Source organism: Nocardioides montaniterrae, assembly GCF_054782655.1.
Map to the genome: position 1 here is coordinate 163435 of NZ_BAAGSB010000001.1, position 23155 is coordinate 186589.

27 protein-coding genes are annotated in these 23155 nt (G+C 71.2%); 11 read left to right on the top strand and 16 right to left on the bottom strand.

Annotated features, from left to right (window positions below; translation table 11 throughout):
- Nucleotides 1-10: 10 nt before the first annotated feature.
- From ACYVJ3_RS00785 to ACYVJ3_RS00795, 3 genes are all read right to left on the bottom strand, one after another.
- Entirely contained in the window at nt 11-280 is a 270-nt protein-coding gene (locus ACYVJ3_RS00785; protein WP_460850574.1) for a hypothetical protein, read from the bottom strand.
- Nucleotides 281-300: 20 nt separating this feature from the next.
- Entirely contained in the window at nt 301-2127 is a 1827-nt protein-coding gene (locus tag ACYVJ3_RS00790; RefSeq protein ID WP_460850575.1) for an alpha/beta fold hydrolase, read from the bottom strand.
- Nucleotides 2128-2206: 79 nt separating this feature from the next.
- Entirely contained in the window at nt 2207-3148 is a 942-nt protein-coding gene (locus ACYVJ3_RS00795) for an alpha/beta hydrolase (RefSeq protein WP_460850576.1), read from the bottom strand.
- 100 nt (nt 3149-3248) lie between these two features.
- Between ACYVJ3_RS00795 and ACYVJ3_RS00800 the strand changes: the two genes are divergently transcribed.
- Nucleotides 3249-4652 carry a WS/DGAT/MGAT family O-acyltransferase gene (locus tag ACYVJ3_RS00800; RefSeq protein WP_460850577.1) on the top strand — a complete coding sequence of 468 codons (1404 nt, stop codon included), beginning with the start codon at nt 3249-3251 and terminating at the stop codon, nt 4650-4652.
- A gap of 159 nt (nt 4653-4811) precedes the next feature.
- Entirely contained in the window at nt 4812-5771 is a 960-nt protein-coding gene (locus tag ACYVJ3_RS00805; protein ID WP_460850578.1) for a type IV toxin-antitoxin system AbiEi family antitoxin domain-containing protein, read from the top strand.
- Between the two features lie 61 nt (nt 5772-5832).
- On the opposite strand, the gene ACYVJ3_RS00810 is transcribed toward ACYVJ3_RS00805, so the two are convergent.
- The 4 genes from ACYVJ3_RS00810 to ACYVJ3_RS00825 are packed head-to-tail and all read right to left on the bottom strand — an operon-like array spanning nt 5833 to nt 8458.
- Complete coding sequence (locus ACYVJ3_RS00810; RefSeq protein ID WP_460850579.1) at nt 5833-6978, bottom strand: acyl-CoA dehydrogenase family protein; 1146 nt, start codon at nt 6976-6978, stop codon at nt 5833-5835.
- A gap of 20 nt (nt 6979-6998) precedes the next feature.
- Nucleotides 6999-7451: a ribonuclease HI gene (gene rnhA, locus ACYVJ3_RS00815; protein ID WP_460850580.1), complete on the bottom strand. Its 453-nt coding sequence runs from the start codon at nt 7449-7451 to the stop codon at nt 6999-7001.
- Entirely contained in the window at nt 7448-8068 is a 621-nt protein-coding gene (locus ACYVJ3_RS00820) for a VOC family protein (protein ID WP_460850581.1), read from the bottom strand. The genes rnhA and ACYVJ3_RS00820 overlap by 4 nt, the downstream gene beginning before the upstream one ends.
- An 18-nt stretch (nt 8069-8086) precedes the next feature.
- Nucleotides 8087-8458: a cupredoxin domain-containing protein gene (locus ACYVJ3_RS00825; protein WP_460850582.1), complete on the bottom strand. Its 372-nt coding sequence runs from the start codon at nt 8456-8458 to the stop codon at nt 8087-8089.
- Between the two features lie 66 nt (nt 8459-8524).
- Between ACYVJ3_RS00825 and ACYVJ3_RS00830 the strand changes: the two genes are divergently transcribed.
- On the top strand, nt 8525-10324 hold the full coding sequence (locus ACYVJ3_RS00830) for a glycoside hydrolase family 15 protein (RefSeq protein WP_460850583.1): 1800 nt from the start codon (nt 8525-8527) through the stop codon (nt 10322-10324).
- Here ACYVJ3_RS00830 and ACYVJ3_RS00835 read toward each other — a convergent pair.
- The 3 genes from ACYVJ3_RS00835 to ACYVJ3_RS00845 all read right to left on the bottom strand — a co-directional run bounded on the left by ACYVJ3_RS00835 (nt 10269) and on the right by ACYVJ3_RS00845 (nt 12294).
- Nucleotides 10269-10727: a vitamin K epoxide reductase family protein gene (locus ACYVJ3_RS00835; RefSeq protein ID WP_460850584.1), complete on the bottom strand. Its 459-nt coding sequence runs from the start codon at nt 10725-10727 to the stop codon at nt 10269-10271. The genes ACYVJ3_RS00830 and ACYVJ3_RS00835 overlap by 56 nt on opposite strands.
- A gap of 3 nt (nt 10728-10730) precedes the next feature.
- Complete coding sequence (locus tag ACYVJ3_RS00840) at nt 10731-11771, bottom strand: SDR family oxidoreductase (RefSeq protein ID WP_460850585.1); 1041 nt, start codon at nt 11769-11771, stop codon at nt 10731-10733.
- Between the two features lie 91 nt (nt 11772-11862).
- Nucleotides 11863-12294, bottom strand: a complete 432-nt coding sequence (locus tag ACYVJ3_RS00845; protein ID WP_460850586.1) for a type II toxin-antitoxin system Rv0910 family toxin — start codon at nt 12292-12294, stop codon at nt 11863-11865.
- A 146-nt stretch (nt 12295-12440) separates the two neighbouring features.
- Here ACYVJ3_RS00845 and ACYVJ3_RS00850 point away from each other — a divergent pair, with 146 nt between their 5' ends.
- Together ACYVJ3_RS00850 and ACYVJ3_RS00855 are read left to right on the top strand one after the other, a co-directional pair.
- Nucleotides 12441-13211 (top strand): hypothetical protein, encoded by a 771-nt coding sequence (locus ACYVJ3_RS00850; protein ID WP_460850587.1) that lies wholly within the window; start codon nt 12441-12443, stop codon nt 13209-13211.
- A gap of 9 nt (nt 13212-13220) precedes the next feature.
- A complete protein-coding gene (locus ACYVJ3_RS00855; RefSeq protein WP_460850588.1) occupies nt 13221-14471 on the top strand; it encodes a DUF6777 domain-containing protein in 1251 nt (416 codons plus the stop codon).
- A 12-nt stretch (nt 14472-14483) separates the two neighbouring features.
- On the opposite strand, the gene rocD is transcribed toward ACYVJ3_RS00855, so the two are convergent.
- On the bottom strand, nt 14484-15743 hold the full coding sequence (gene rocD / locus ACYVJ3_RS00860; RefSeq protein ID WP_460850589.1) for an ornithine--oxo-acid transaminase: 1260 nt from the start codon (nt 15741-15743) through the stop codon (nt 14484-14486).
- A gap of 89 nt (nt 15744-15832) precedes the next feature.
- Between rocD and ACYVJ3_RS00865 the strand changes: the two genes are divergently transcribed.
- Nucleotides 15833-16474 (top strand): dihydrofolate reductase family protein, encoded by a 642-nt coding sequence (locus tag ACYVJ3_RS00865; protein WP_460850590.1) that lies wholly within the window; start codon nt 15833-15835, stop codon nt 16472-16474.
- Nucleotides 16475-16478: 4 nt separating this feature from the next.
- Here the strand turns inward: ACYVJ3_RS00865 and ACYVJ3_RS00870 are convergent, their stop codons facing one another.
- Both ACYVJ3_RS00870 and ACYVJ3_RS00875 read right to left on the bottom strand, forming a co-directional pair.
- Nucleotides 16479-16766: a DUF1905 domain-containing protein gene (locus ACYVJ3_RS00870; RefSeq protein WP_460850591.1), complete on the bottom strand. Its 288-nt coding sequence runs from the start codon at nt 16764-16766 to the stop codon at nt 16479-16481.
- A 27-nt stretch (nt 16767-16793) separates the two neighbouring features.
- Entirely contained in the window at nt 16794-17090 is a 297-nt protein-coding gene (locus tag ACYVJ3_RS00875) for a hypothetical protein (RefSeq protein WP_460850592.1), read from the bottom strand.
- A gap of 130 nt (nt 17091-17220) precedes the next feature.
- On the opposite strand from ACYVJ3_RS00875, the gene ACYVJ3_RS00880 reads away from it, so the two are divergent.
- Nucleotides 17221-17400 (top strand): DUF1737 domain-containing protein, encoded by a 180-nt coding sequence (locus tag ACYVJ3_RS00880; protein ID WP_460850593.1) that lies wholly within the window; start codon nt 17221-17223, stop codon nt 17398-17400.
- Nucleotides 17401-17683: 283 nt separating this feature from the next.
- Complete coding sequence (locus ACYVJ3_RS00885) at nt 17684-18634, top strand: hypothetical protein (protein ID WP_460850594.1); 951 nt, start codon at nt 17684-17686, stop codon at nt 18632-18634.
- A 15-nt stretch (nt 18635-18649) separates the two neighbouring features.
- Here the strand turns inward: ACYVJ3_RS00885 and ychF are convergent, their stop codons facing one another.
- From ychF to ACYVJ3_RS00900, 3 genes are read right to left on the bottom strand one after another with little or no spacing between them, the layout of a single operon-like run.
- Entirely contained in the window at nt 18650-19723 is a 1074-nt protein-coding gene (ychF, locus tag ACYVJ3_RS00890; RefSeq protein WP_460850595.1) for a redox-regulated ATPase YchF, read from the bottom strand.
- A gap of 51 nt (nt 19724-19774) precedes the next feature.
- Nucleotides 19775-20011 carry a DUF6458 family protein gene (locus ACYVJ3_RS00895; protein ID WP_460850596.1) on the bottom strand — a complete coding sequence of 79 codons (237 nt, stop codon included), beginning with the start codon at nt 20009-20011 and terminating at the stop codon, nt 19775-19777.
- 40 nt (nt 20012-20051) lie between these two features.
- Complete coding sequence (locus ACYVJ3_RS00900) at nt 20052-21155, bottom strand: oxygenase MpaB family protein (protein ID WP_460850597.1); 1104 nt, start codon at nt 21153-21155, stop codon at nt 20052-20054.
- Nucleotides 21156-21266: 111 nt separating this feature from the next.
- Between ACYVJ3_RS00900 and ACYVJ3_RS00905 the strand changes: the two genes are divergently transcribed.
- From ACYVJ3_RS00905 to ACYVJ3_RS00915, 3 genes are all read left to right on the top strand, one after another.
- Nucleotides 21267-21914 carry a TetR/AcrR family transcriptional regulator gene (locus ACYVJ3_RS00905; protein ID WP_460850598.1) on the top strand — a complete coding sequence of 216 codons (648 nt, stop codon included), beginning with the start codon at nt 21267-21269 and terminating at the stop codon, nt 21912-21914.
- Nucleotides 21915-21983: 69 nt separating this feature from the next.
- Nucleotides 21984-22220 (top strand): hypothetical protein, encoded by a 237-nt coding sequence (locus ACYVJ3_RS00910; RefSeq protein WP_460850599.1) that lies wholly within the window; start codon nt 21984-21986, stop codon nt 22218-22220.
- Between the two features lie 23 nt (nt 22221-22243).
- The gene (locus tag ACYVJ3_RS00915) at nt 22244-23020 is read left to right on the top strand and encodes an exodeoxyribonuclease III (protein ID WP_460850600.1); all 777 of its coding nucleotides are present in this window, start codon (nt 22244-22246) and stop codon (nt 23018-23020) included.
- Nucleotides 23021-23155 lie beyond the last annotated feature (135 nt).

The window sequence follows — 23155 nt, forward strand, 5'->3', positions numbered from 1 at the left end:
AGGGCCTGACTCAGGGGCGCTTGATCCGCTTCGGCGCGGACGGCAGCGGCAGCTCCACCCGGGTGGGCTCGGGCAGGTCGACATCGAGCCATCCGTCGTACCTCTCGACGAGCAGCTCGAGGGTGATCTCCGGGGCGTCGGTCACGACGGCCCACGGGTGGGCGTCCTCGTCGTCCTCGCCGGCCAGCCGCTCGCGGCTGAGCTCGGCGGAGTAGCCGTCGGCGACGAGCGCGGCCACCACGGCCCGCGCCTCGTCCTCGTCGAAGAAGATGCCCCGCACGATCCTGAGGATAGTGAGGGTCAGGGGACGACCGGGAGGCTCACCGTCTGCCCGGCGCCCGAGTGGATCGTCACCGGCGTCGCGGTGACGCCGCCGCGGTAGTTGATCGAGCCACCGGCCACCTGGAGCTCGATCTGGTGACCGGCCGCGAAGCGATGCACGATCGCCGGCACCTTCACGACGAACGGCTTGGTCACGTCGGGGATCCGCACCGGCGCCTCGAGGCCGTGGATCAACCGCGCCCTGCCACCCGGGGCGACGTCGAGGATCCGCACGAAGAGGACCAGCTGGCCGCTCTCACCGGCGCCCTGCGTCAGCGCCGCGCTGGGGGCGTCCACCTTGAGGGTGACGGTCGGGGAGCCGACCACGTCGACGTCCGCCGCCAGCGGCGCGGTGTCCCAGTGGCCGAACGTCCCGGCCAGGTCGGCCGGGTAGTCCGAGGTCGAGCCGAGGTAGGTCCCCAGCACGTCGAGGTCGTTGAACCGCGTCGGCGCGCCCGCCGCGGGCGTCACGAAGCCCTGGCTGCCGACGACGTTCGGCGCCGTGCCCGTGACGAGTCCCTTCTGTCCGGACAGGCGCCACACCTTGGCACTCCCGACGGGGAAGGTCCCCGAGGAGGCGTACGCCGGAGCCGCGTTGCCGGTGTAGGAGACCCAGTCCCGGAACCAGGAGAAGGTCGGTCCGGTGGAGACCGCGCTGCCCTTGAGGTAGTGGTCGAACCAGGCCTTGATCCGGCCGGTCTCGTACTGCGTGGTCGCGTCGGGCGCTCCGAGGTCGACCTCGCCCGGCGCTGGCGTCGAGCCCGAGTGGCCCCACGACTGCCAGACCATCTTGACCGGCGTGCCCTGCGCCTTGAGGGCCCGATAGGTCGCGGCGGCCTCGTTGAGGTTGAACAGGGTGTCGTTCTCACCCTGCATCAGCAGGGTCGGGACCTTGATCCTGGAGATGTACGACGCCACCGACGCGTGCCGGAGGTGCGCGACCGTCGGGGCGTCCATGTAGCCGGTCGAGCCGGCCCACACGAGTGCGGGGCAGACCCAGTCGGCGAAGTTCGGGCAGGCCAGCACGTCCGGCGGGACCTGGTTGTTCTGGAGGTCGTTGACGAAGCCGAGGCCGCTGAACCCGACGGCCCAGACCAGCTTGGCGGCACCGGAGCGCTGGGTGGAGACGCCGGTGGAGGTGAGCTGGTCGGTGTTGTTCGGCGAGAGGCTGTAGGACAGGTCGTTCCAGGTGATGATCGGGACGATCGCGTCCACCCGCGGGTCGTCGGCCGCCGTCGCGAACTGGAAGCCGCCGCCGTACGAGCCGCCGATCAGGCCGACGCGCGGGTCGTCGGTGCTCGCGTGGCCCAGGTGGTCGACGGTGTCGCGGGCGACCACGTCGAGGGCCGGCGCGGGCTGGGTGTGCGCGGCGTCGAGGTAGGCGACGCCGGCCCTGCCACCGAGGTAGCCGACCAGCTGGCTGCCGGCCTTGCCGTCCCAGTCGGGGTCGTCGAGGGTGATCTTGCAGGAGGAGCCGCCGAAGCCGAGGCCGCTGTAGGACAGCACCTCGTAGCCGTTGCTGGCGCCGAACCGGCCCATCCCGGCCTGGTCGTCCTTGGAGCCGCCGAAGCCGTTGGTGGTCAGGATCGCCGGGACCCTGTTGGTCGCGCTCGCCGTGGCCGGCTGGTAGAGGTCACCGACGATGTCGCAGGTCGTGTCGTCGTTCGGGCCGACGACGACCTTGAAGTGCAGCGTCTGCACCGTGTACGCCGGATCCGCATGCGCTCCCGGCGTCAGGCCGGTCGAGACCAGTGCGCCGGCGAGGGCAAGGGTCGTGAGGGCGGCGTACGTCCCGCGCAGGTGCATGCCGGATCAACGACGCGCGTGTGACGGCCGTTACGTGCCGCTCGGCAAATGCTGGGCGGCGCGGACTGGTCGGTGAGGACTAGGCGGTGATGGTGGCGTGCACGCCGACCGCGGCGCTCACCCACGCCTCGTCGCAGAACGCGGCCAGGGCCGTGACCGCCTGCTGCGCCTCGGGCAGCAGCGCGGCGGCGTGGAAGACGTGGATGTCGAGCGGCCACGTGTGCAGCTCGACCGGCGCTCCCCCGGCCACGAGGTCCTGCGCGAAGCGCTCGATGTCGGGGTAGAGCGCCTCGTGCGTAGCGGCCTGGATCAGGATCGGGGGCAGCAGCGGAGCGCGCACGTCGCTGGGGTGGGCGTAGCTCGGCTTGATCTCGCGCTCGGCGGCGAACTGGCGGAACGCCGGGATCGCGCCAGGGCCGAACAGCGCGCAGCCGGCGTACGTCTCGACGGCGCCGTGGCGCATGTCGGTCAGCGGCGAGAGCGCAGCCGCGGCGGCGGGCATCGGCAGACCGGCACGGCCGGCGCGGGCGAGCGTGGTGAACGTCAGGAAGCCGCCGGCCGAGTCGCCCATGACGACCAGGTCCTCGGGCGCGACCTCCTCGAGGATCGCCTCGTACGCCGCCGCGCAGTCGTCGACCGAGACCGAGACCGGGTGGGTCGGCAGCTGGCGGTAGTCGACCGCGAGGATCCGGGCGCCGGTCTGGGCGGCGATGCGCGAGAGCAGCGCGCGGTGGAGGTGCCAGCCGCCCACGACGAACGCGCCGCCGTGGAAGTAGAGGATCGTCCGCTCGTCGGTGCGGCTCTTGGGCAGCACCTCCTGCGTCGGCACCCCGCCGAGGGAGGTACGCCGGAACTGCGTGCCACGCACCTTGTGCTGGGCGATGCCGGCGTAGTCGGCGACGGCGTACGGCCAGGGCAGTCCGGGGGCGGCGGTCCACGCCGCGATCACCGGGCGCACCGTCGCACGCAGACCGAGCCCGATCACTCGAGCGCGGACGCTCGCCTCTCCCCCCAGGACCATGGCGGCATCCTGGCACGAAAGTCTTTCGTTGGGGAGGGATCCGGGCTCAGTTCGTCCGATCGGTCCGACCTTCTGGACCGAGGGGCCTAGTGTTCCGACCATGGCGCAGCTGATCGACCCCACCTCCGCGGCGTTCCTGGCGAGCGAGACCAAGAACCAGCCCATGCACGTCGGTGGGCTCCAGCTGTTCGAGCCGCCGCCGGACGCGGAGCCGACGTTCCTGCGTGACCTCTACGAGCGGGCGATCCGCACGACCGAGATCGCGCCCCTGTTCAAGAAGCACCCGAGCCCGCTGCTCCCCCGCGTCGGCCCGATGCTGTGGAAGGTCGACGACCGGATCGACATGGAGTACCACCTGCGCCACAGCGCCCTGCCGCAGCCGGGCCGGATCCGCGAGCTGCTCGAGCTGTCCTCGCGGCTGCACGGCACGATCATGACGCGCGAGCGGCCGATGTGGGAGATGACCGTCATCGAGGGCCTGGCCGATGGCCGCATCGCGCTCTACAGCAAGATCCACCACAGCCTGGTCGACGGTGTCTCGGCGATGAAGATCCTGCAGAGCTTCATGTCCCCCGACCCCGACGAGCGCGACATGCTCTTCCCGTTCGATGCCGCGGTCGGCCGCCGGCGTCGTACGCCGAAGCCCAGCGACCTCGTCGAGCCGGCCGCCATCGTCGGCGCGCTCCGGTCGGCGCTGGCGATCTCCGCCGACGCCGCCGGCATGCCCGGAGCGGTGATCAAGTCGCTCAACCGTGGCGCCCGCGGCCAGACCTCGCCGATCTCGCTGAGCGCACCGCGCACGATCTTCAACGTGCCCGTGTCGGCGTCGCGGCGCGTCGCCGCCGACTCGTGGCCCCTCGAGCGGCTGCGAGCGGTGGGCCGGGCGACCGGGACGACCCTCAACGACGTGGTCCTCGCGATGTGCGGCGGCGCGCTGCGGGCCTACCTCGACGACCTGGGCGAGCTGCCCGAGGACTCGCTCGTCTCGATGGTCCCGGTCAGCCTCAAGTCGCGCTCGGCCACCTCCGAGGGCGGCGGTGGCGGCAACGCCGTCGGCGCGATCATGACCAAGCTCGGCACCGAGATCGCCGACCCCGCCACGCGACTCACCACGATCAACGAGTCGATGCAGGCAGGCAAGGAGGCGCTCGAGTCGATGACTCCCGCCCAGATCCTGGCCGTCACCGCGCTCGGCATGGCGCCCGCGATGGCGCTGCCGATGCTCAAGCTGGCCGGCCTGGTCAAGCCTCCGTTCAACCTGGTCATCTCCAACGTCCCCGGGCCCCGGGAGACGCAGTACTTCAACGGCGCCAAGATGACCGACCAGTACCCGCTGTCCATCCCGATGAACGGCAACGCCATGAACATCACCTGCACGTCGTACGCCGACCAGATGGGCTTCGGCATCACCGGCTGCCGCCGTGCCGTGCCCCACCTCCAGCGGCTGCTGGTCCACCTGGAGGACTCCCTCACCGGGCTCGAGGTCGCTGCCGGCGTCGCCTGACCCGCTGGGCCGAGGCGGCCGCGGAGTCCTGAGCGGGCGCCTCGCTCAAGATCGGGTGGGCTGGGTGTCGCCACGTGACACCCAGCCCACCCGATCACGTTCTCCACAGGTGAGGGAGCGCACCTTGCAGGCAGCCCGAAGCCGACGAAGAGTGACGCCATGGACCTCCCACCGGCGTACGCGCTGCTCCGGCGCGTGCAGTCGGGCGTCGTCAGCCGGCGCCAGCTGCTCGCGAGCGGCCTGACGCCGAACGACATCCGCCGTCTGATCCGGCGTCGCGAGCTGGCCCAGGTCCACCCGGGCGTGTACGTCGACCACACCGGCGTCCCCACCTGGTTCCAACGAGCGTGGGCCGCGGTCCTGTGGGCCGAACCGGCGATCCTGTTCGGCGCCTCGGCCCGACGGGCGGTCGACAGCCGCGGGCGCCTCGCCGCCGACGACGGCCTTCCCGTCCACGTGGCGATCGCCCACCGCCGGACCCTCCAGGCGCGGGACGGGATCGTGATCCACCGGGTCCGCGACCTGGCGCGACAGACGAGACTCTCCTCGCAGCCGCCTTCGCAGCGGACCGAGCACGCCACCATCGCGCTCGCCATCGCGGCCGCCGATCGACTCGACGCGGTCGCCCACATCGCCGACGTGGTCGGCGCCCGCATCACCACCACCGCTCTGCTGAGCGCCGCCTTGGCCGAGCGCTCGCGCGTGCCCGATCGCGCGTTCCTCACCGCCGTGCTCGCCGACGTCGGCGCCGGCACGTGCTCGGTGCTGGAGCACGGCTATCTCACCCTCGTCGAGCGACCGCACCGGCTGCCGACCGCGGAGCGGCAGTTCCGCGACAGCACCAAGGGAACGCTCTACCGCGATGCCGTGTACCTCGGCCTGAACACCATCATCGAGCTCGACGGGCGCCTCCACCACTCGCGCGTCCACGACCGCGACCGCGATCTCGAGAGGGACCTCGACGCCGCGATCAGCGGAGCCGTGACCGCCCGCCTCGGGTGGGGCCAGGTCTACGGCCGCCCCTGTCGTACGGCGGCCAAGGTCGGCGCGCTGCTCGCGGCCAACGGGTGGCGCGCATCGCCTCAGCGGTGCGCCCGCTGCTCCCTGTCAGGTGCTTGAGGCAGATCGGGTGGGGTGGGTGTCACGTGGTGACATCGACGCCACCCGATCCCGGCAAGGCTCAGGAGAGCTTGAGCGACCGGGCGATGATCTCGGTCATGATCTCGGACGTGCCGCCGTAGATCCGCTGGACACGGTTGTCGATGTAGGCCCGCGCGATGGGGTACTCGAGCATGTAGCCGTAGCCGCCGTGCAGCTGGACGCAGGCGTCGACGACCCGGCCCTGGACCTCGGTGGACCAGAGCTTGGCCTTGGCGGCATCGGCCACGGACAGGCCGCCGTCGTTGTGCTCGAGGATGCAGCGGTCGACGTACGTCTGGGTGATCTCGACCTCGGTCTCGAGCAGCGCGAGCCGGTGGCTGATCGTCTGCAGCGAGCCGATCGGCTTGCCGAACGCCTTGCGGTCACGGACGTACTGCTTGGTCCACTCCAGCGCGGCGCGGGCGCCGGCGATCGCACCGATCGCGATGTTGAGGCGCTCCTGCGGGAGGTTGTTGGTGAGGCCGAAGAAGCCCTCGCCCTCGTTGCCGAGCAGGTTGGCGGCGGGGACGCGGCAGCTCTCGAAGATGAGCTCGGAGGTGTCCTGGGCGTGCATGCCGACCTTCTCCAGGTTGCGGCCGCGCGAGAAGCCGGGCGTGCCGGCCTCGACCACGATCAGCGAGATGCCCTTGTGCGGGTGCTCGCCGGTGCGGCAGGCGAGGATCACCAGGTCGGCGTTCTGGCCGTTGGTGATGAAGGTCTTGGCGCCGTCGATGACGTACTCGTCGCCGTCACGGACGGCCTTGGTGCGGATGCCGGAGAGGTCCGAGCCGGTGCCCGGCTCGGTCATCGCGATCGCGAGGACCTTCTCGCCCGTGGCGACGCCGGGCAGCCAGCGCCCCTTCTGCTCGTCGGTGGTCAGCTCGAGGAGGTAGGGCAGGCAGATGTCGGAGTGCAGGGTCGGGCCGAGGATGGCGGGGCCCACGCCGGCGTACGAGCCCTCCTCGATGAAGATCGCGTTGTAGCGGAAGTCCTTGAGGTCCGCGCCGCCGAACTCCTCCGGCACCGCTGCCGTGAGGCCGAGCTCGGACAGACCGGTGAAGAGCGACTTCGGCACGATGCCGTCCTTCTCCCACTCGGCGTAGTGCGGGACGACCTCGCGCTCGACGTACGCGCGCACGCTCTTCCGGAAGTCGTCGTGCTCGGGCTCGAAGATGTTGCGCTCCATGCGGCCGATGTTAGCGATCGCTAACCGGAGACGCCCATCGCCTGCTGCATCCCCCGCGTCGCCAGCTGGTCGGCCAGCTCGTTGTCCGGGTTGCCCGCGTGGCCCTTCACCCAGAACCACTCGACCTGGTGCCGCGCGCACGCCTCCTCCAGGCGCCGCCACAGGTCCTCGTTCTTGACCGGCTGCTTCGCCGAGGTCTTCCACCCGTTGCGCTTCCACCCCGCGACCCACTGGGTGATCCCGTTCCGGACGTACGTCGAGTCCGTGTAGAGGTGCACGACCGACTCCCGGTTGAGCTTCTCCAGCGCCATGATCGGCGCGGTCAGCTCCATCCGGTTGTTGGTCGTCGTGCCGGGCTCGCCGCCGAACAGCTCGAGCACGTGGTCACCGAACCGCAGGACCGCACCCCACCCGCCGGGCCCCGGGTTCGGCGTACAACCGCCGTCGGTGTGGATGATGACCGGCGTGTTCACGAGCGCTCCGAGAGGAACGCGACCGCGACGCTGATGCCGAAGGACCGCCCGCGCAGGGTCGCGATCCGGCGTCCGGGCTGGACGGCGTCCTTCACCCGGCCGAGGCCCTCTCCGAGGTACGCCGCCGTGGCGTCGACGTCGCGCACCGTGAAGGTGATCCCCCACAGGCTCGCGGGGCCGTCGCCGCGCCCGTCCGGCTCGCCGACGACCTCGAGGACGGTCGGTCCGAGGCGGTAGAACACCTGCCGCATCGGCGTACCGAGCATCTCCGCGTCGCGGGTCCTGCGCGCCTCGAGACCGACGACGGCGAGGGCGTCGAGCGTGCGGGTCAGGTTCGGCGTCATCAGCACCACGTGGTCGACCCCCGTCACCCCGTTGGGCGAGTGGCCCGCGGCGCTGGTCGAGGCGGCGTCGAGACCGAGGACTGCCACACCATCGACATCGACGATGCCGTCCGGCAGCCCGGACAGCGCCCAGCCGACGATGCCGGTCCCGTCCCCGCCGAAGCGCAGCACCAGCGATCCGACGACGAGCGCGCCGTCCTCCACCGCGAAGCCGGCCGAGGCCCAGACCTCCGGCTCGTCCGCGACCAGCAGCCCCTCGAGTCTCACGCCCACGCGGAGCAGGCTAGGCGATCAACGGACCCAGACCGTGCCACGCATCGTGGGGTGGATGCCGCACTTGTAGCGGTAGCGGCCGTGCCGCTTGAACGTGTGCGAGAAGGTCGCGCCCGGCGCGATGCGGCCGGACTTGAAGAGCACCGGCCCGCTGGTGACGACGACGCTGTGGGCCATCGTGTCGCGGTTGGTCCAGACGACGGTCCGGCCCCGGTCGATGCCGATCCAGGTCGGCGAGAAGGCCATGTTCGCGATCTTCACGTGCGCGGCCACGGTCCGCTCGGCGGTCGGCCGCGCGCTCGAGCCGCTCGAGCCGCGCGACGCCGAGGCGGAGCCGAGCGCCAGCACGAGCGCGGTCAGCAGGGCGGCGAGGCGGGTCGGCGTACGCATGCCCCGAAGGTACGCCGATCCGGGCCCGCGAGGCAGCCTCCGGCGAAAGCTGGGTACCGGCGGTCCGTGACCAAGGACCCGACCCCCATCGAGGACTACGCCCTCCTCGGCGACCTGCACACCGCCGCGCTGGTGTCCCGGCGCGGCTCGATCGACTGGCTGTGCCTGCCGCGCTTCGACTCCGCGCCCTGCTTCGCCGCGCTGCTGGACGACGTCGACGCGGGACGGTGGCTGCTCGCCCCCACCGACGGGGACGCCCGACCGGAACGTGCCTACGTCGAGGACTCGCTGGTGCTGCGCACCTGCTGGCGCAGCCGGGACGGGGAGGTCGAGGTCACCGACCTGATGCCGCCGCGCGGCGAGGCGGCCGACGTGGTGCGCATCGTCGAGGGCCGCCTCGGCGAGGTCGAGATGGAGCTCGACCTGCGCTTGCGCTTCGACTCCGGGCACATCACGCCGTGGATCAGCCAGCGCGACGGGGAGACGTTCGCGGTCGCCGGGCCGGACGCCGCCTGGCTCACCAGCCCGGTGTCCGTCGAGGTCGAGGACGGCACGATCACCGCCCGCTTCACCGTCCGCGAGGGCGAGCGGCTCGGCTTCGTGCTCACCCACCAGGCCTCCCACCTCGACCCGCCGAAGCAGGCCGACCCCGAGCGGGCGCTCGAGGACACCCTGGCGTTCTGGGAGCGGTGGGCGGACCGGTGCACCTACGACGGCGAGTGGCAGGACGCCGTACGCCGGAGCCTGGTGCTGCTCAAGGCGCTGACCTACGCGCCCACCGGCGGCATCGTCGCCGCGGCGACCACGTCGTTGCCGGAGATGATCGGCGGCGTCCGCAACTGGGACTACCGGTTCTGCTGGCTGCGCGACGCCACGTTCACGCTCCAGGCCCTCCTCGGCACGGGGTACGTCGACGAGGCCAAGGCGTGGCGCGAGTGGCTGGTCCGCGCCGTCGCCGGCGATCCATCGCGGCTGCAGATCATGTATCGCCTCGACGGCGGCCGGCGGATGACCGAGGTGGAGATCGACTGGCTCAAGGGGTACGCCGGCTCCGGCCCGGTGCGTGAGGGCAATGCGGCCGCCGACCAGCTCCAGCTCGACGTCTGGGGCGAGGTCCTCGACGGCCTCAACCTCGCCCGCGAGGCGGGGATCGGCGCCGAGAAGCACGCCTGGGACATCCAGCTGGCGCTGCTGGACTGGCTCGAGGGCAACTGGGACCGCGAGGACAACAGCCTCTGGGAGGTCCGCGGGCCACAGCGCGCGTTCGTCTACTCCCGCGTCATGGCCTGGGCCGGCGTCGACCGTGCGGTGACGACCGTCGAGAAGCACGGGCTGGACGGCCCCGTCGACCGCTGGCGCGCGCTGCGCGAGGAGATCCACCGCGACGTCTGCGAGCACGGCTACGACGCCGACCGCGGGACGTTCACCCAGTTCTACGGCTCGCGCGGGCTCGACGCCTCGCTGCTGCTGCTCCCCCGCGTCGGCTTCCTCCCGTGGGACGACGAGCGCGTCGTCGGCACCGTCGACGCGGTCCGCGAGGAGCTGTGCCGCGACGGCTTCCTGCTGCGCTACGACCCGGAGGCCGACGGCGGTGGCGACGGCCTGCCCGGCCACGACGGCGCCTTCCTCGCGTGCACCTTCTGGCTGGCCGATGCCCTGCACGGCACCGGTCGCCGCAAGGAGGCGCGCGCGACGTTCGAGCGTCTGCTGGACCTGCGCAACGACGTCGGCATGCTCAGCGAGCAGTACGACGTCGAGCGGCGCTGCCAGCTCGGCAACACGCCCCAGGCGTTCAGCCTGGTCGGCCTGGTCAACACGGCCCGTCACCTGGGCGGTTCGAGCACCCGGACCTCGGGCGACGGCTGAGCCCGACCAGCAGCAGGATCGTCCAGGAGAGCAGCGCCGAGGCCAGGCAGAGCGTGCACCAGGCGTGCACCACGAACGCCTGCACCGCGACCAGGCCGAGCCCGGCCAGCGCGAAGCCGACCGTTCCCGCCTCGAGCAGGAGCGTGAGCCACCGGCGGCGGCCGAACCGGGTCACGGTGAGGACCAGCAGGGCCGCCTCGCCGGCGTACGCCACCGCACCGAGGAGCGCGTCCGGCACCGGCAGCAGCCCGGTCACCGAGGAGTGGAGGACCCGCTCGGTGCCGGTGCCGAAGAAGGGATCCCACGCGGAGCGGACGGTGTCGGTCTGCACGAGCGTGAGGTACGCCGCGAGGACGGACCCGGCCAGGGCGAGGCCGGCCGCCAGCAGGTGCCGGGCCCGCACCGGTCAGCTCCTCGACACCAGCGCGCGGAGGAACGGCAGCGGGTCGCTGAGCGCCATCCGCGCACCCGAGACGAAGAAGGCGACCAGGTTGACCAGCCACCCCACGAGCCACGGCGAGCGGTTCAACGAGGCCTGCAGGGAGCGCGGGGTCGCCCGGTCCCCGAAGGAGCCGTGGGTGCCGTGGTCGCGTCCCTCCGGACCGTCGGCCGGCTCCCACAGGTTGGCCGGGCGGCCCGTGGCGGGCAGGTCCGCGGTCTGCTGGGAGGCGTAGCCGGTCAGGCCGAGGTAGCGGTCCAGGAAGCCGGCAGCGAGCCGGTTGCCGAGGATGGTGGCGACGGTGCTGCCACCGACGACGTACTCGCGCCGGCGCGGATGGGCCGCGGCGTGCACGATGGTGTCCGCGATGACCTCGGGCTGGTAGATCGGCGGCACCGGCTGCGGGTGCTTCGGCAGCCGGCTCAGCACCCAGTCGAACTGCGGGGTGTTGACCGCGGGCAGCTGCACCATCGTGGTGCGTACGCCGCTGCGGTCGTGCAGCAGCTCGCAGCGCAGCGACTCGTGGAAGCCCTGGATGGCGTGCTTGGCGCCGCAGTACGCCGACTGCAGCGGGATGCCGCGGTAGGCCAGCGCCGACCCCACCTGGACGATCACCCCGCGGTCACGCGGCAGCATGCGGTCCAGCGCTGCCCGGGTGCCGTGCACGAACCCGTGGTAGCTGACGTCGGTCGTGCGGTGGAACTCCTCCATCGAGATGTCCGTGAAGGGCGCGAAGACGCTGCTGAAGGCGTTGTTGACCCACACGTCGATCGGCCCGAAGGTCTCCTCCGCCTGCCGCGCCGCCTCCTGCACCTGCTCGGGGTCGGCCACGTCGGTGGGCACGACCAACGCCTGGCCGCCCGCCCGGCGTACCTCCTCGGCAGCGCCGAGCAGGCCCTTGTCGCCCCGCGCGACCAGCACCACGCTGTCGCCGTGCCTGCCGAACGCGATCGCGGTCGCCCGCCCCACCCCGGCGCTCGCTCCGGTCACCACCACGACCCGACTCATCTGTGCGCTCCTGTCCCCTCGACGCCTGCCCCTCACGGAGCCGGTGCCCAGAGAGCGCCCGCGCACACCCGGGCACACCGGGCGGGTCGCCTCAGGTGGCGATGGCCACCAGCCTGCGCATCGAGGCCTCCAGGTCGCCCTTGATCGTGCGCGCCGCGACCGCACCCATCGGGCCGCGCAGCATCGGGTGCTTGAACTCGGCGAGCATCGCGACCGACGTACCGCCGTCGACGGCGGCGAGGTCGAACGTGAGCGTGACGGCCGTACCGCCGACGCCGACGCCCACGAGGGCGACGTGCGCCGGCGGCGCGAAGTCCTCGATGGTCCAGGCGATCCGGTTCCGGATGCCCTTGGCCTTCACGATGCTCTCGATCCGCTGGCCCTCGGCGAGCTCGGCCGGAACATCGCTGCGCCAGCCGTCGTGCAGGCTCAGCCACTCGTCGAAGCGGGACAGGTCGGAGACCGCGGACCAGGCCTCCTCGACGGAGGCGGGTACGACGGCGCTCACGCGGATCTCGGCCATGCGCAGAGATTAGCGAGGCCCGATGTTTGGTGGGCCGCCGATGACGAATCGGCCCAAAGCACCCCGCCATCGGTCCACGCGCCCCTAGGCTCGCGCAGTTCCGGCTCGCTCCCGAGCCCGACAGCACCGACCGAGTTGGAGTCGCCATGGCCTTCTGCACGTCCTGCGGGCACGACATCGGCGGCCTGTCGTTCTGCGGCGCGTGCGGGGCGCGCTCGACGATCAATGCCCCGGTCGTCAGCGCCCCGGCCGTCAGCGCCCCGGCCGTCAGCGCCCCGGCCGCATACGCGCCCCCGGCGCCCGTACCGGCCCCGCCCCAGCCCTTCGTCCCGCCACCGCCCCCGAAGCGCGAGCGGCGGTGGACCGCGCCGAAGCTGCTCGCCGCCATGCTGTCGATCATCGGGTTCGCAGCCGTGGGCTTCCTGGCGACGTACTTCCTCGCCCCGGAGAAGAAGGACTCCTCCATCCCGCCGGCGCCGCCGCAGCTGGCCGCCAGCTCCTCGCAGTCCGACACCGACGCGCCCGACCCCGGCACCGACGAGGGCAAGGCCTGGGCCGAGCTGACCCGGATCGCCGCCCAGGACCGGGCCGCCCTGCAGTCGAGCCAGCAGTGGCGCGCCCAGCTGGCGTCCTCACCGGCGACCGAGAGCGCGGCGAGCTTCCTGGCCCGCTACCGCACCACGATGCAGGAGCACCCGAACTCGCTCCTGGCCTGGAGCGGCGACTGGCCGCAGTCGTACGGCGACTCCTCCCGCCACTCGTGGGTCCTGCTCAGTGACTTCACCAGCGCGACGACCCGGCCGATCCTCGGCTGGTGCGCGAGCAACCACCTCGACTGCTGGGCCAAGCGCCTCTCCGACCTCGGCACCAGCGACGAGAACACCGACCACCCGCCCGCCGACCCGGGCAAGAACTGAGGTGCTGGCATGACCCGCTCCCCCGGCACCGGCGTGCTCTCCTCCCGCGGCGCGAAGGCCACCGCGGCCCTCGCCGCCGCCGCGGCGCTCAGCGTCGGCGGCGTGCTCGGCATCCTGGCCCGCCCCGACCACACCACCAAGGTCGTCCTCGAGCCGATCGCCAAGGTCGCCCGCGACAGCTGGATCCCCCACGGCATCGACCCCGCGAGCGGCAGCGAGGCCGAGATCGCCCGGCAGTACGCCCGCTACCACGCAGGCTCCGACGTCCCCGACTCCCGCGAGGACCAGGTCAGCGCGACGCTGGCCGGCACCACCGTCGACGGCGACTCCGCCGGTGTGTACGCCGGGTCGCGGGACACCCAGGCGTGCGACAAGGCCGCCCTCACGGCGTACCTCACCGCGGAGGACCACGCCGACGTCGCCCGCCTGTGGGCCGGTGTGCTGCAGATCGACCCGGCCCAGGTCACCAACTACATCTCCGGGCTGACCGGCGGCCGCCTGCGCTGGGACACCCGCGTGACCGACAGCGGCCTGCGCGACGGCCGGACGACACAGTGGCAGGCGCTCCTCCAGGCCGGCACAGCGGTGCTGGTCGACAACACCGGCGTGCCCCGCGTGAAGTGCAGCTCGGGCAGCCCCCTGCTCGCGCCGGCCGGCGTACGTTCGGCCTCGCACGACGACCTCTCGCTCCACGCCCTCGCCGAGAACCCCGGCGACGCCTGGGCCCACCTCGACACCAGCCACGCAGTCTCGATCGCGCCCGGCGAGCAGCCGCTGACCAACCTGGTCATCGTCGACGTCGACAGCGACGACCTGCTCCAGCGCGACGTCGGATCGGACGGCGCCAGCACGCGCGACGTCGGCAGCGGCGACGTGCAGTTCAACCTGCGCTGGACCTCGCGCGCCGACCTCGACATCCATGTCGTCGACCCGGAGGGCAACTCCTACGGCTACGAGGACGGCTACTACCAGGGCAGCACCTCGCCGAACGGTGGCCAGCAGGACGTCGACTCCAACATCGGCTGCCAGGACGAGCGCGACGACAGCGGCTTCGCCAAGGAGAACGTCTTCTGGCCGCCGGGCAACGGCCCGTCGGGCACCTACGAGGTCCACGTGACCGGGTTCCAGGTGAGCAGCTGCTCACCCGCCCAGTCGGGGTCCTTCACCCTCACCGCCACGATCGGGGGCCAGGTGCAGTCCTTCAACGGGGTCGTCACCGAGAAGGGCGACTCGCAGACCTGGACCTTCACCAAGCCCTGATCGACCAGGACGTCACGGTTGGGCGCTCCGCAGGCGCGCCTCGGAGAGCACCTCGGCCAGCGCGGCGAGCACACGGTCGATCTCGTCGTCGGTGATCACGATCGGCGGCGCGAACCGCAGGGTCGATCCGTGCGTCTCCTTGGCCAGCACGCCCCGCGCCATCAGCCCCTCACAGGCCTGGCGGCCGGTCAGCAGCACCGGGTCGACGTCGACGCCGGCCCACAGGCCCCGCGCCCGGACCGCGACGAGGCCATGGCCGAGGAGCTGGACGAGCCCCTCCTCGAGGCGGCGTCCCGCCTCCTCGGCACGCCGCTGGGGCTCACCGGTGCTGAGCATGCTGACGACCTCGTGGCCGATGGCCGCGGCGAGCGGGTTCCCGCCGAACGTCGATCCGTGCGCGCCGGGGCCGATCACGCCCAGGACGTCGCTGTCGGCGACGACCGCCGAGACCGGCATGATGCCGCCGCCGAGCGCCTTGCCGAGGATGTAGATGTCCGGCACGACGTCCTCGTGGTCGCAGGCGAAGGTACGTCCGGTGCGGGCGAGGCCCGACTGGATCTCGTCGGCGACCATCAGCACGTTGCGCTCCGCGCACAGCCGTCGTACGCCGCGCAGGAACCCCTCGGGCGGGATCACGACTCCCCCCTCACCCTGGATGGGCTCCAGCAGGACCGCGACCGTGTCGTCGTCGATCGCGGCGGCGAGCGCGTCGAGGTCGCCGTACGTCGCTCGCCGGAACCCCGGGGTGAACGGCCCGAAGTCGGTCGTGGCCAGGGGGTCGTCGGAGAAGCTCACGACCGTGGTGGTGCGGCCGTGGAAGTTGCCGCTCATCGTGACGATGTTGGCCTCGGAGGGCGCGACCCCCTTGACCTGGTAGCCCCACTTGCGGCTCACCTTGAGCGCCGTCTCGACGGCCTCGGCGCCGGAGTTCATCGGCAGCACCATCTCCTTGCCGCACAGCTCCGCCAGGTCGCGGACGAACGCGCCGAGCTGGTCGTTGTAGAACGCCCGGCTGGTCAGGGTGAGCCGCTGCAGCTGGTCGGCGGCCCGCTGCACCAGCCGTGGGTGCGCGTGGCCGAAGTTCAAGGCGGAGTAGCCGGCGAGGCAGTCGAGGTAGCGGTTCCCCTCGACGTCGCTCACCCACGCGCCCTCGCCCTCGGAGATCACCACCGGAAGAGGGTGGTAGTTGTGCGCGGCGTACATCTCCGTGAGCGCGATATGCTCGGCGGAGCTGGCCTGCAGGTCGGGACGGGCGGTTGCGGTGTGCGGCATCGGGTCCTCTCACGCGGGCTGTCCCCGGGCCCTGCCTCCTGCGCCGGACCCGGAGCGGTCGATGTCTTCGATGGTGCCACGATGTCCCCATGGCAGTCCGCGTCGACCTGAACATCTCCCTCGACGGTTTCGCGACCACGACGGATCAGACCCCCGAGAACCCGTTCGGCGACGACTGGCCCCGACTCACCGGGGCGTACGTCGCGACCCGCACCTTCCGCGAGCGCGTCTTCGGCGACACGTCCGGCGCCGGCACCACCGGCGTGGACGACAAGTACGCCGCGGCGTACTTCGAGGAGATCGGGGCCGAGGTCATGGGGGCCGGCATGTTCGGCCTGCACGACAACGCCGACGCCCCCGACTGGCGCGGCTGGTGGGGCGAGGAGCCCCCGTTCCACTGCCCCGTCCTGGTGCTGACCCACAGCGAGCGGGACCCGATCGAGTTCGCCAACGGCACGACGTTCGAGTTCCTCAGCGCCTCACCGCAGGAGGCGCTCGACCGTGCCCTCGCGCTCGCCGACGGCAAGGACGTCCGGGTCGGTGGCGGCGCTTCGGTGGCACGCGACTTCCTCAAGGCCGGCCTGGTCGACCGCCTGCACGTCGCGATCGCACCGATCCTGCTCGGCCGCGGCATCCGCCTGTGGGACGACCTGCGTGGCCTGGAGTCCGGCTACGCCGTGACCTCGGAGACCGCCGAGTCCGGCACCGTCCACCTGACCTTCTCGCGCTGACCCGTCAGCGGCTGCCGAGGCTCATCGCGACCCGCACGACATCGCCCACGTCGAGGTCCTCGGCCCGGCGTACGGCCACCCGCAGAGGCAGCGCGTGCTGCTCGCCGTACGGATAGGTGGCCGTCTTGAACTCCGTGGCGCCGATCGCAGCGACGACCGGGATCTGGCCCCAGTAGACGAGCTCGCGCCCGGCCTCACGCAGCTCGTCGGTGATGTCCGGCGGGATCACGACGAAGACGTACGGCGACGGGCCGCGCCACTCGATGACCTCACCCTCGAACGTCCACTCCACAACGGCGAGGGTAGCGGCCGCGCGCCCTCAGACCAGGCGGGCGACCAGGCTGAGAAGCACCAGCAGACCGATGACGACGGGAAGGCTGAACCGCTTCCACAGGTTCGGCTCGAGCTGGTGGCCACCGAGCACCTCGGCGGCCTGCTCGGCGGTGATCGCGCGATGGGCCCAACCGGACTCCGTCGCGGTCGCCAGCTGGTAGCTGCCACCCCAGGTGAAGCTGAGCACCCAGAACAGGTGGGCGTAGCGGTACATCCGCACGACCGCCGTCCCCGCGTCGATCTGCTTGGTGATCGACTTGCGACCCCAGCCGTAGAAGATCATCTGGTCCCCCTCGTCACGGCGCCCCCGGCGGGTGCCGGGGTGAGGCTACGCCAGCGCGCCCGGAACCGATCTATCCGCGCCGATCGCCCAGCACGCAGCTGGACCGGTGCACGGAACGTAGGCTCGCCGCATGAACGCCCCGCCCGACGGCCTGCCCCGCTACCGGGTCCTGACCGGCCCCGACGACGCCGCCTTCTGCCGGCGGGTCAGCGACGCGCTCGATCTCGGCTACGTGCTGCACGACGGTCCCGCGCTGACACACGACGGCGAGAACGTCATCGTCGCCCAGGCCGTCGTCTGGCCTTCCTGACCCTCGGCCGTATTCGGACGTACCCGTTGTGGCCCGTGGGAACAGTGGTGACAACGAGCCGCCCATCCGGGCCCATCCGTCCCCACCGGTACGTGCGGCTACGCCATCACCTCCGAGACCGCCGAATCCGGCGTCGTGCACCTGACGTTCAGCCGGTAGGACCGAGCTCGATCGGCGCTCCGTGCGGGGTCCGCGCCAGCCGTCGACAGGCACATCTGCCCGGCCGCCGCCGTCATCGGCGTGGGGCCGGTCGATCGAGCGCGACGGGAGCGATGATCACCTCGTGAGTCGGCGCGCCGAGGCGGATCCGTGGGGGGCGATCCTCACCATCCTCACCGTGCTGGCCATCGCGAACGCGTGGCTCAAGCCCTTCGACGACCATGGCTCGGCCGTGATCGTGGCGACGCAGGCGAGCAGCCCGTTCCAGAGCCTGGTCCGCCGGACGCACGGCTGGGCGCCGGTCGATCGCGCGACGGTGACGCCTGGCATCCAGACGTTGACCGGCGACGCGCAGTGCACCACGAACTTCGTCTTCACCGATGCCGACCAGCACGTGTACCTCGGCCAGGCCGCCCACTGCGCCTCGCTGAGCGAGGAGATGGACGGATGCAAGGCCAAGACCCGCCCGCTGGGGACCCCGGTGGCGTTCCAGGCTGGCGTCACGTCGTACGGCGCAGGCAAGCACCTCGCCGCGGGCAGGCTGGCCTACAGCAGCTGGCGCACGATGCAGCAGATCGGCGTGACGGATCCGGTGCTCTGCAGCTACAACGACTTCGCGCTCGTGCGGGTCGATCGCGCCGACGTCTCGAAGGTCAACCCGACGATGCCGTACTGGGGCGGACCGAACGGTGTCTCGGTCTTCCACCTCTCCACGCTCGACCGGGTCTACGGCTACGGCAAGTCCTCACTGCGTCGCGCCGACAGCACCGGCTCCCGCCAGGCCGCGCAGGCCGTCGGCGACCGCACGGAGGCACGCGGCTGGGCCCACGTGATCATCTCCCACTCACCCGGCATCCCCGGCGACAGCGGCAGCGGCTACCTGGACAAGAGCGGGCTGGCGATCGGCACGCTGTCCACCCTCGGCGTGAACATGGTCATGTACAACCGCCTCGGCGACCTGTTCCACGAGCTCACCTATGCGCGGAGGTACTCCCACATCCGCGGCCTCCGCCTCGAGCTCGGCACCGTCCGGTTCCGCCGCCAGCGCGCCGAGGACACCGCCGTCACCCGTTGACGCGGAGCCCCGGCGCTACACGTTGAAGCGGAACTCCACCACGTCGCCGTCGGCCATGACGTAGTCCTTGCCCTCCATGCGCACCTTGCCGACCTCGCGCGCCTTGTTCACGGAGCCGGCGGCCATCAGGTCCTCGAAGGAGATGATCTCGGCCTTGATGAAGCCCTTCTGGAAGTCGGTGTGGATGACACCGGCCGCCTCGGGCGCGGTCGAGCCCTTCTTGATCTCCCAGGCACGGACCTCCTTGGGCCCGGCGGTGAGGTAGGTCTGCAGCCCGAGGGTGTCGAAGCCGACGCGTGCGAGCTGGTCCAGACCCGACTCGGAGATCCCGAGGTCGTTGAGCATCTCCAGGGCCTCGTCGGCCTCCATCTCGATCAGCTCGGACTCGATCTTGGCGTCGAGGAAGATCGCCTCGGCGGGCGCGACGATCTCACGCATCCGCTCCTTGAGCGACTCGTCGGCCAGCTCATCGGTGTCGCAGTTGAAGACGTAGATGAAGGGCTTCGCGGTGAGCAGCGTCAGCTCCGCGATCAGCGCCCGGTCGATCTTCGTGGAGATGATCGGCGTACCGGCCTCGAGCGCCTCCTTGGCCTCGTTGACCGCGGCGAGCTTGGGCGCGGCCTCCTTCTTGACCCGCGCCTCCTTCTCCAGCCGCGGGATCGCCTTCTCCACGGTCTCCAGGTCGGCCAGGATCAGCTCGGTCTGGATGGTGGAGATGTCGTTGGCGGGGTTGACCTCGCCGTCGACGTGCGTGACGTCCTCGTCGCGGAAGACGCGGGTGACCTGGCAGATCGCCGCGGCCTCACGGATGTGCGCGAGGAACTTGTTGCCCAGGCCCTCACCCTGCGAGGCGCCGCGGACGATGCCGGCGATGTCGACGAACTCGACCGTGGCCGGCAGCAGCTTCTGCGAGCCGTAGATCGTGGCGAGCTGGGCCAGGCGCGGATCCGGCACACCCACCACGCCGACGTTCGGCTCGATCGTCGCGAACGGGTAGTTCGCCGCGAGCACGTTGTTCTTGGTCAGTGCGTTGAAGAGCGTCGACTTGCCCGCGTTGGGGAGACCGACGATTCCGATGGTGAGTGCCACGAGCCGCAATCCTAGGTGCGGGCGGGCCACCCGGACGATTCGGCCGAGGCCTCACTCCGGACGGTGCTCGACCACGACCTCACGCTCACGCTGGACCCGGCCGTCGCCGTCGACGTGGTCCTCCTGCACGACGACCTCACGCCGGCGTACGAGGCCGCGCGCGATGAAGGCCAGGCCGCCCAGCATGAGGATCGCGCCGACCGCGTGGATGTTCATCCACGACCCGTCGGACCGTACGGCGAAGGCGAGGACCGCGCCGATGATGAGCAGGACGATGCCGGTGGACATGCACCGGGCGGTACCCGGTGCACGTCGACCGAAACGGAGGTCAGCCGACCTTCGCCGGGTGGTGGACGTCGAGGGCACCGATGTGCGCCTGCGACTCGACGAGGCCCTCGTCGGACGGCTTCTCGCCCTTCTCGAAGACCCGCTCGTGCTGCTTCGCGCGGAACTCCTGGTGCGCCTCGGACGGGATGTCGAAGCCGAAGTGCTGCTGGGCCTCGCGCACCTCCCAGACCTTCTCCGACACCGGCGTGATGCCGAGGATCGCGGGAGCGGCGACCGGGACGGCCTGCGGGGCGATGAAGTTCATGAAGAGCATGCGCACAGCGATGTTGCTGTGGAGGAAGGCGTGGATCGCCTTCACGGGCAGGCGGACCGCGGCGTCGGTCAGCCGGCTCTGGCGGATGCCGGCCATGTCGCGCATGTACTTCGGGTAGGTCGCGATGACGGCCTTGGTGAAGAGGAAGATCGCCGGCTTGAGCGCCGCCTTCTGCCACGCAGCGGCGTCGACCGGGAGGGCCACGTCGATCGGCAGGATGAACTTGATCATGTCCTGCGCACCCTCGGAGGCGGCCAGGCGCGGGCGCCAGTCCTCGAAGTACTGGTGGACGGCCTCGCGGCTGGTCGGCACCAGGTCGGGGTCGATCGTCTGGAGCTTGGCGACCTCCTTCATCTCCGCCCAGAACTGGTTCTCCTCGTCCTCGCTCAGCTTGCCCGGGCCGAACATCTCGTAGCACTTGAGGATCGAGTGCCACGCGGTCACGTGGATCCACAGCTGCGAGTGGCCGGAGTTGGCGTCGTACGTGCCACCGGTGACGGGGTCGTGACCGATCGCCTTGGAGTGGACCTTGACCAGCACGTCGGCGGCCTTGCAGGTCTGCTCGGCGCCACCGAAGAGCTGGAGGCCGAAGTAGCGCAGCGTGCGCCCGTAGCGCGTCGCGGGGCGGTACTTCACGCCGCCGGACTGGATCACCGCGGCAGCCAGGTTGGGGTCGAAGTGCTCGATGGTCACGGCCCGCACGAAGCCGAGGACGTACGAGGTGGGATGGCCCCACACCTTCCACGAGACCGAGTCCGGGCCGAGGAAGCCGTAGTCGGCCATCGGCTCGTACTTCGCCAGCATCTGCTTGCGCGTCATCAACCCGAACAACGGGGCCTCCTTGGTCCGGCGCTGCCACGGTGGCTAGCGCTACACGGTGTCGCAATTCCTACGGTACTGAAGGTTCGCACAAATTGACACCGATGCATATTGTTGTCCGCTGTGACGGAGACCACGGAGGGCCGCAAGCGGCGCTACGCACCGCGGATGCCCGTCGAGCAGCGCCGCGAGCAGCTGATGGACGCAGCGCTCGAGCTCCTCGACCGTGAGGGGTACGTCGCCCTGACCGTGGAGGCGATCAGCCGCGAGGCCGGCGTGACCCGGCCGGTGTTCTACGCGGCGTACGACGACCTCAGCAACATGCTCGACGCCCTGCTCGACCGCACCCGCGACCGCGCGCTGGGTCAGGTGCTCCAGATGCTCAACACCTCCGGCGACCCCACCGACGTCGACGCCTGGATGACCCGGGCTGCGGAGGGACTGCTCGAGCTGGTGCAGGAGCACCCCTCGGTCTGGAAGCCGATCCTCGGGCTCACCCGGGGCGCCCCCGCCGCCGTCCAGGACCGGATCGAGGCGACCCGCGACCTCATCGCCTCCTACCTCGCCGCCGGCATCGAGGCCGGGCTCGACCTGCGCGGCGGGCCGTTCCTCGACGCCGAGCTCCTCTCCCGTGCCGCGCTCGCCACAGCCGAGGAGTACGGCCGCCTCGCGCTGCGGGACCCGGCGCGCTACTCCAAGGAGCGCCTGATCTCGGCCTTCGCGCAGATGCTCGCCGCCGCCCCGCCGACCGAGCCGCCTGTTGGCCTGTGAGAGAGATGTTCCCTGGGCGCCTTCGATCGGTGACGATCCCAGGAACGCGCGCTTCCTAGTGTCGTCCCCATGAGGAAGCACTACTGGTTCGCACGCAAGCGCACGTCGTACGCCGGCCTGCCGATCACCTGGCAGGGATGGGCCAGCGTCGTCGCACTGGCCGTGGTCATCGCGACCGCCGCCGCCCTGCTCCCCGTCCTCGCCTCCCTGCCGGTCGTCGCGCTGGCGATCGCCGCCTTCCTCGTCGTCTCGGTCGTCAAGGGCCCGATCCACGTCAGCTGGCACTGGGCCGGTCAGGACGACTGAGCACCGCGCACTAACCTCGACGGGTGCGCATCGCCACCTGGAACGTCAACTCCCTCCGCATCCGCATCGACCGCGTCGAGGCCTTCCTCGAGCGCAATGACGTCGATGTCCTGGCCGTCCAGGAGATCAAGGCCAAGGAGGAGCAGCTCCCGCTGATGGGGCTGCAGGCGCGCGGCTACGAGGTGGCTGCCGTCGGCTACGACCAGTGGAACGGTGTCGCGCTCATCTCCCGGGTCGGCATCAAGGACGTCACGGTCGGCTTCCCCGACATGCCGGCGTTCAAGGACGTGCACGAGGCTCGCGCGATCGGCGCCACCTGTGGCGGCGTACGCATCTGGAGTCTGTACGTCCCCAACGGGCGCAAGCCCGACGACCCGCACTACGTCTACAAGCTCGACTGGCTGCAGCGCCTGCGCGAGTCCGCCGGCACCTGGCTCGACCAGCCCACTGCGCTCGTCGGCGACTGGAACATCTGCCCGACCGACGACGACGTCTTCGACGTCACCCAGTTCCGCAACAGCACCCACGTGACGCCGCCCGAGCGCGCCTCCTTCCAGGCGTTCATCGACCAGGGCTGGGCGGAGGTCACCCGCGCCCACGCGCCGAGCTACACCTACTGGGACTACTACCGCCAGCGCTTCGAGCGCGACCGCGGCCTGAAGATCGACTTCGTCCTCGGTTCGCCCGCCTTCGCAGCGCGGGTCACGCACGCGTTCATCGACCGCGAGGAGCGCGACCCGTCCGTCTTCGCCGGCGCCCCCTCCGACCACGCCCCTGTGGTCGTCGACCTGGCTGACTGACCGACACACCGTTCGGCGCCCGGGAGTCGCTTCGAGGCGGCGCCAGGCCGAGCCGTGTGCCCGTCCGTCGGTATCGGCGATCCGGGAGCCATCGGCGCGCCGCCACGTCACACCAGCCCCACGCGTCCTACCTTG

Coding starts and splice junctions, on each gene's coding strand:
- ACYVJ3_RS00825 (WP_460850582.1), bottom strand. CDS start 8,458: ATGCGTACGCCGACCCGCCTCGCCGCCCTGCTGACCGCGCTCGTGCTG.
- ACYVJ3_RS00850 (WP_460850587.1), top strand. CDS start 12,441: ATGGCCTTCTGCACGTCCTGCGGGCACGACATCGGCGGCCTGTCGTTC.
- ACYVJ3_RS00805 (WP_460850578.1), top strand. CDS start 4,812: ATGGACCTCCCACCGGCGTACGCGCTGCTCCGGCGCGTGCAGTCGGGC.
- ACYVJ3_RS00795 (WP_460850576.1), bottom strand. CDS start 3,148: ATGGTCCTGGGGGGAGAGGCGAGCGTCCGCGCTCGAGTGATCGGGCTC.
- ACYVJ3_RS00880 (WP_460850593.1), top strand. CDS start 17,221: ATGAACGCCCCGCCCGACGGCCTGCCCCGCTACCGGGTCCTGACCGGC.
- ACYVJ3_RS00895 (WP_460850596.1), bottom strand. CDS start 20,011: ATGTCCACCGGCATCGTCCTGCTCATCATCGGCGCGGTCCTCGCCTTC.
- rocD (WP_460850589.1), bottom strand. CDS start 15,743: ATGCCGCACACCGCAACCGCCCGTCCCGACCTGCAGGCCAGCTCCGCC.
- ACYVJ3_RS00800 (WP_460850577.1), top strand. CDS start 3,249: ATGGCGCAGCTGATCGACCCCACCTCCGCGGCGTTCCTGGCGAGCGAG.
- ACYVJ3_RS00875 (WP_460850592.1), bottom strand. CDS start 17,090: ATGATCTTCTACGGCTGGGGTCGCAAGTCGATCACCAAGCAGATCGAC.
- ACYVJ3_RS00840 (WP_460850585.1), bottom strand. CDS start 11,771: ATGAGTCGGGTCGTGGTGGTGACCGGAGCGAGCGCCGGGGTGGGGCGG.
- ACYVJ3_RS00910 (WP_460850599.1), top strand. CDS start 21,984: ATGAGGAAGCACTACTGGTTCGCACGCAAGCGCACGTCGTACGCCGGC.
- ACYVJ3_RS00845 (WP_460850586.1), bottom strand. CDS start 12,294: ATGGCCGAGATCCGCGTGAGCGCCGTCGTACCCGCCTCCGTCGAGGAG.
- ACYVJ3_RS00855 (WP_460850588.1), top strand. CDS start 13,221: ATGACCCGCTCCCCCGGCACCGGCGTGCTCTCCTCCCGCGGCGCGAAG.
- ACYVJ3_RS00810 (WP_460850579.1), bottom strand. CDS start 6,978: ATGGAGCGCAACATCTTCGAGCCCGAGCACGACGACTTCCGGAAGAGC.
- ACYVJ3_RS00865 (WP_460850590.1), top strand. CDS start 15,833: ATGGCAGTCCGCGTCGACCTGAACATCTCCCTCGACGGTTTCGCGACC.
- ACYVJ3_RS00790 (WP_460850575.1), bottom strand. CDS start 2,127: ATGCACCTGCGCGGGACGTACGCCGCCCTCACGACCCTTGCCCTCGCC.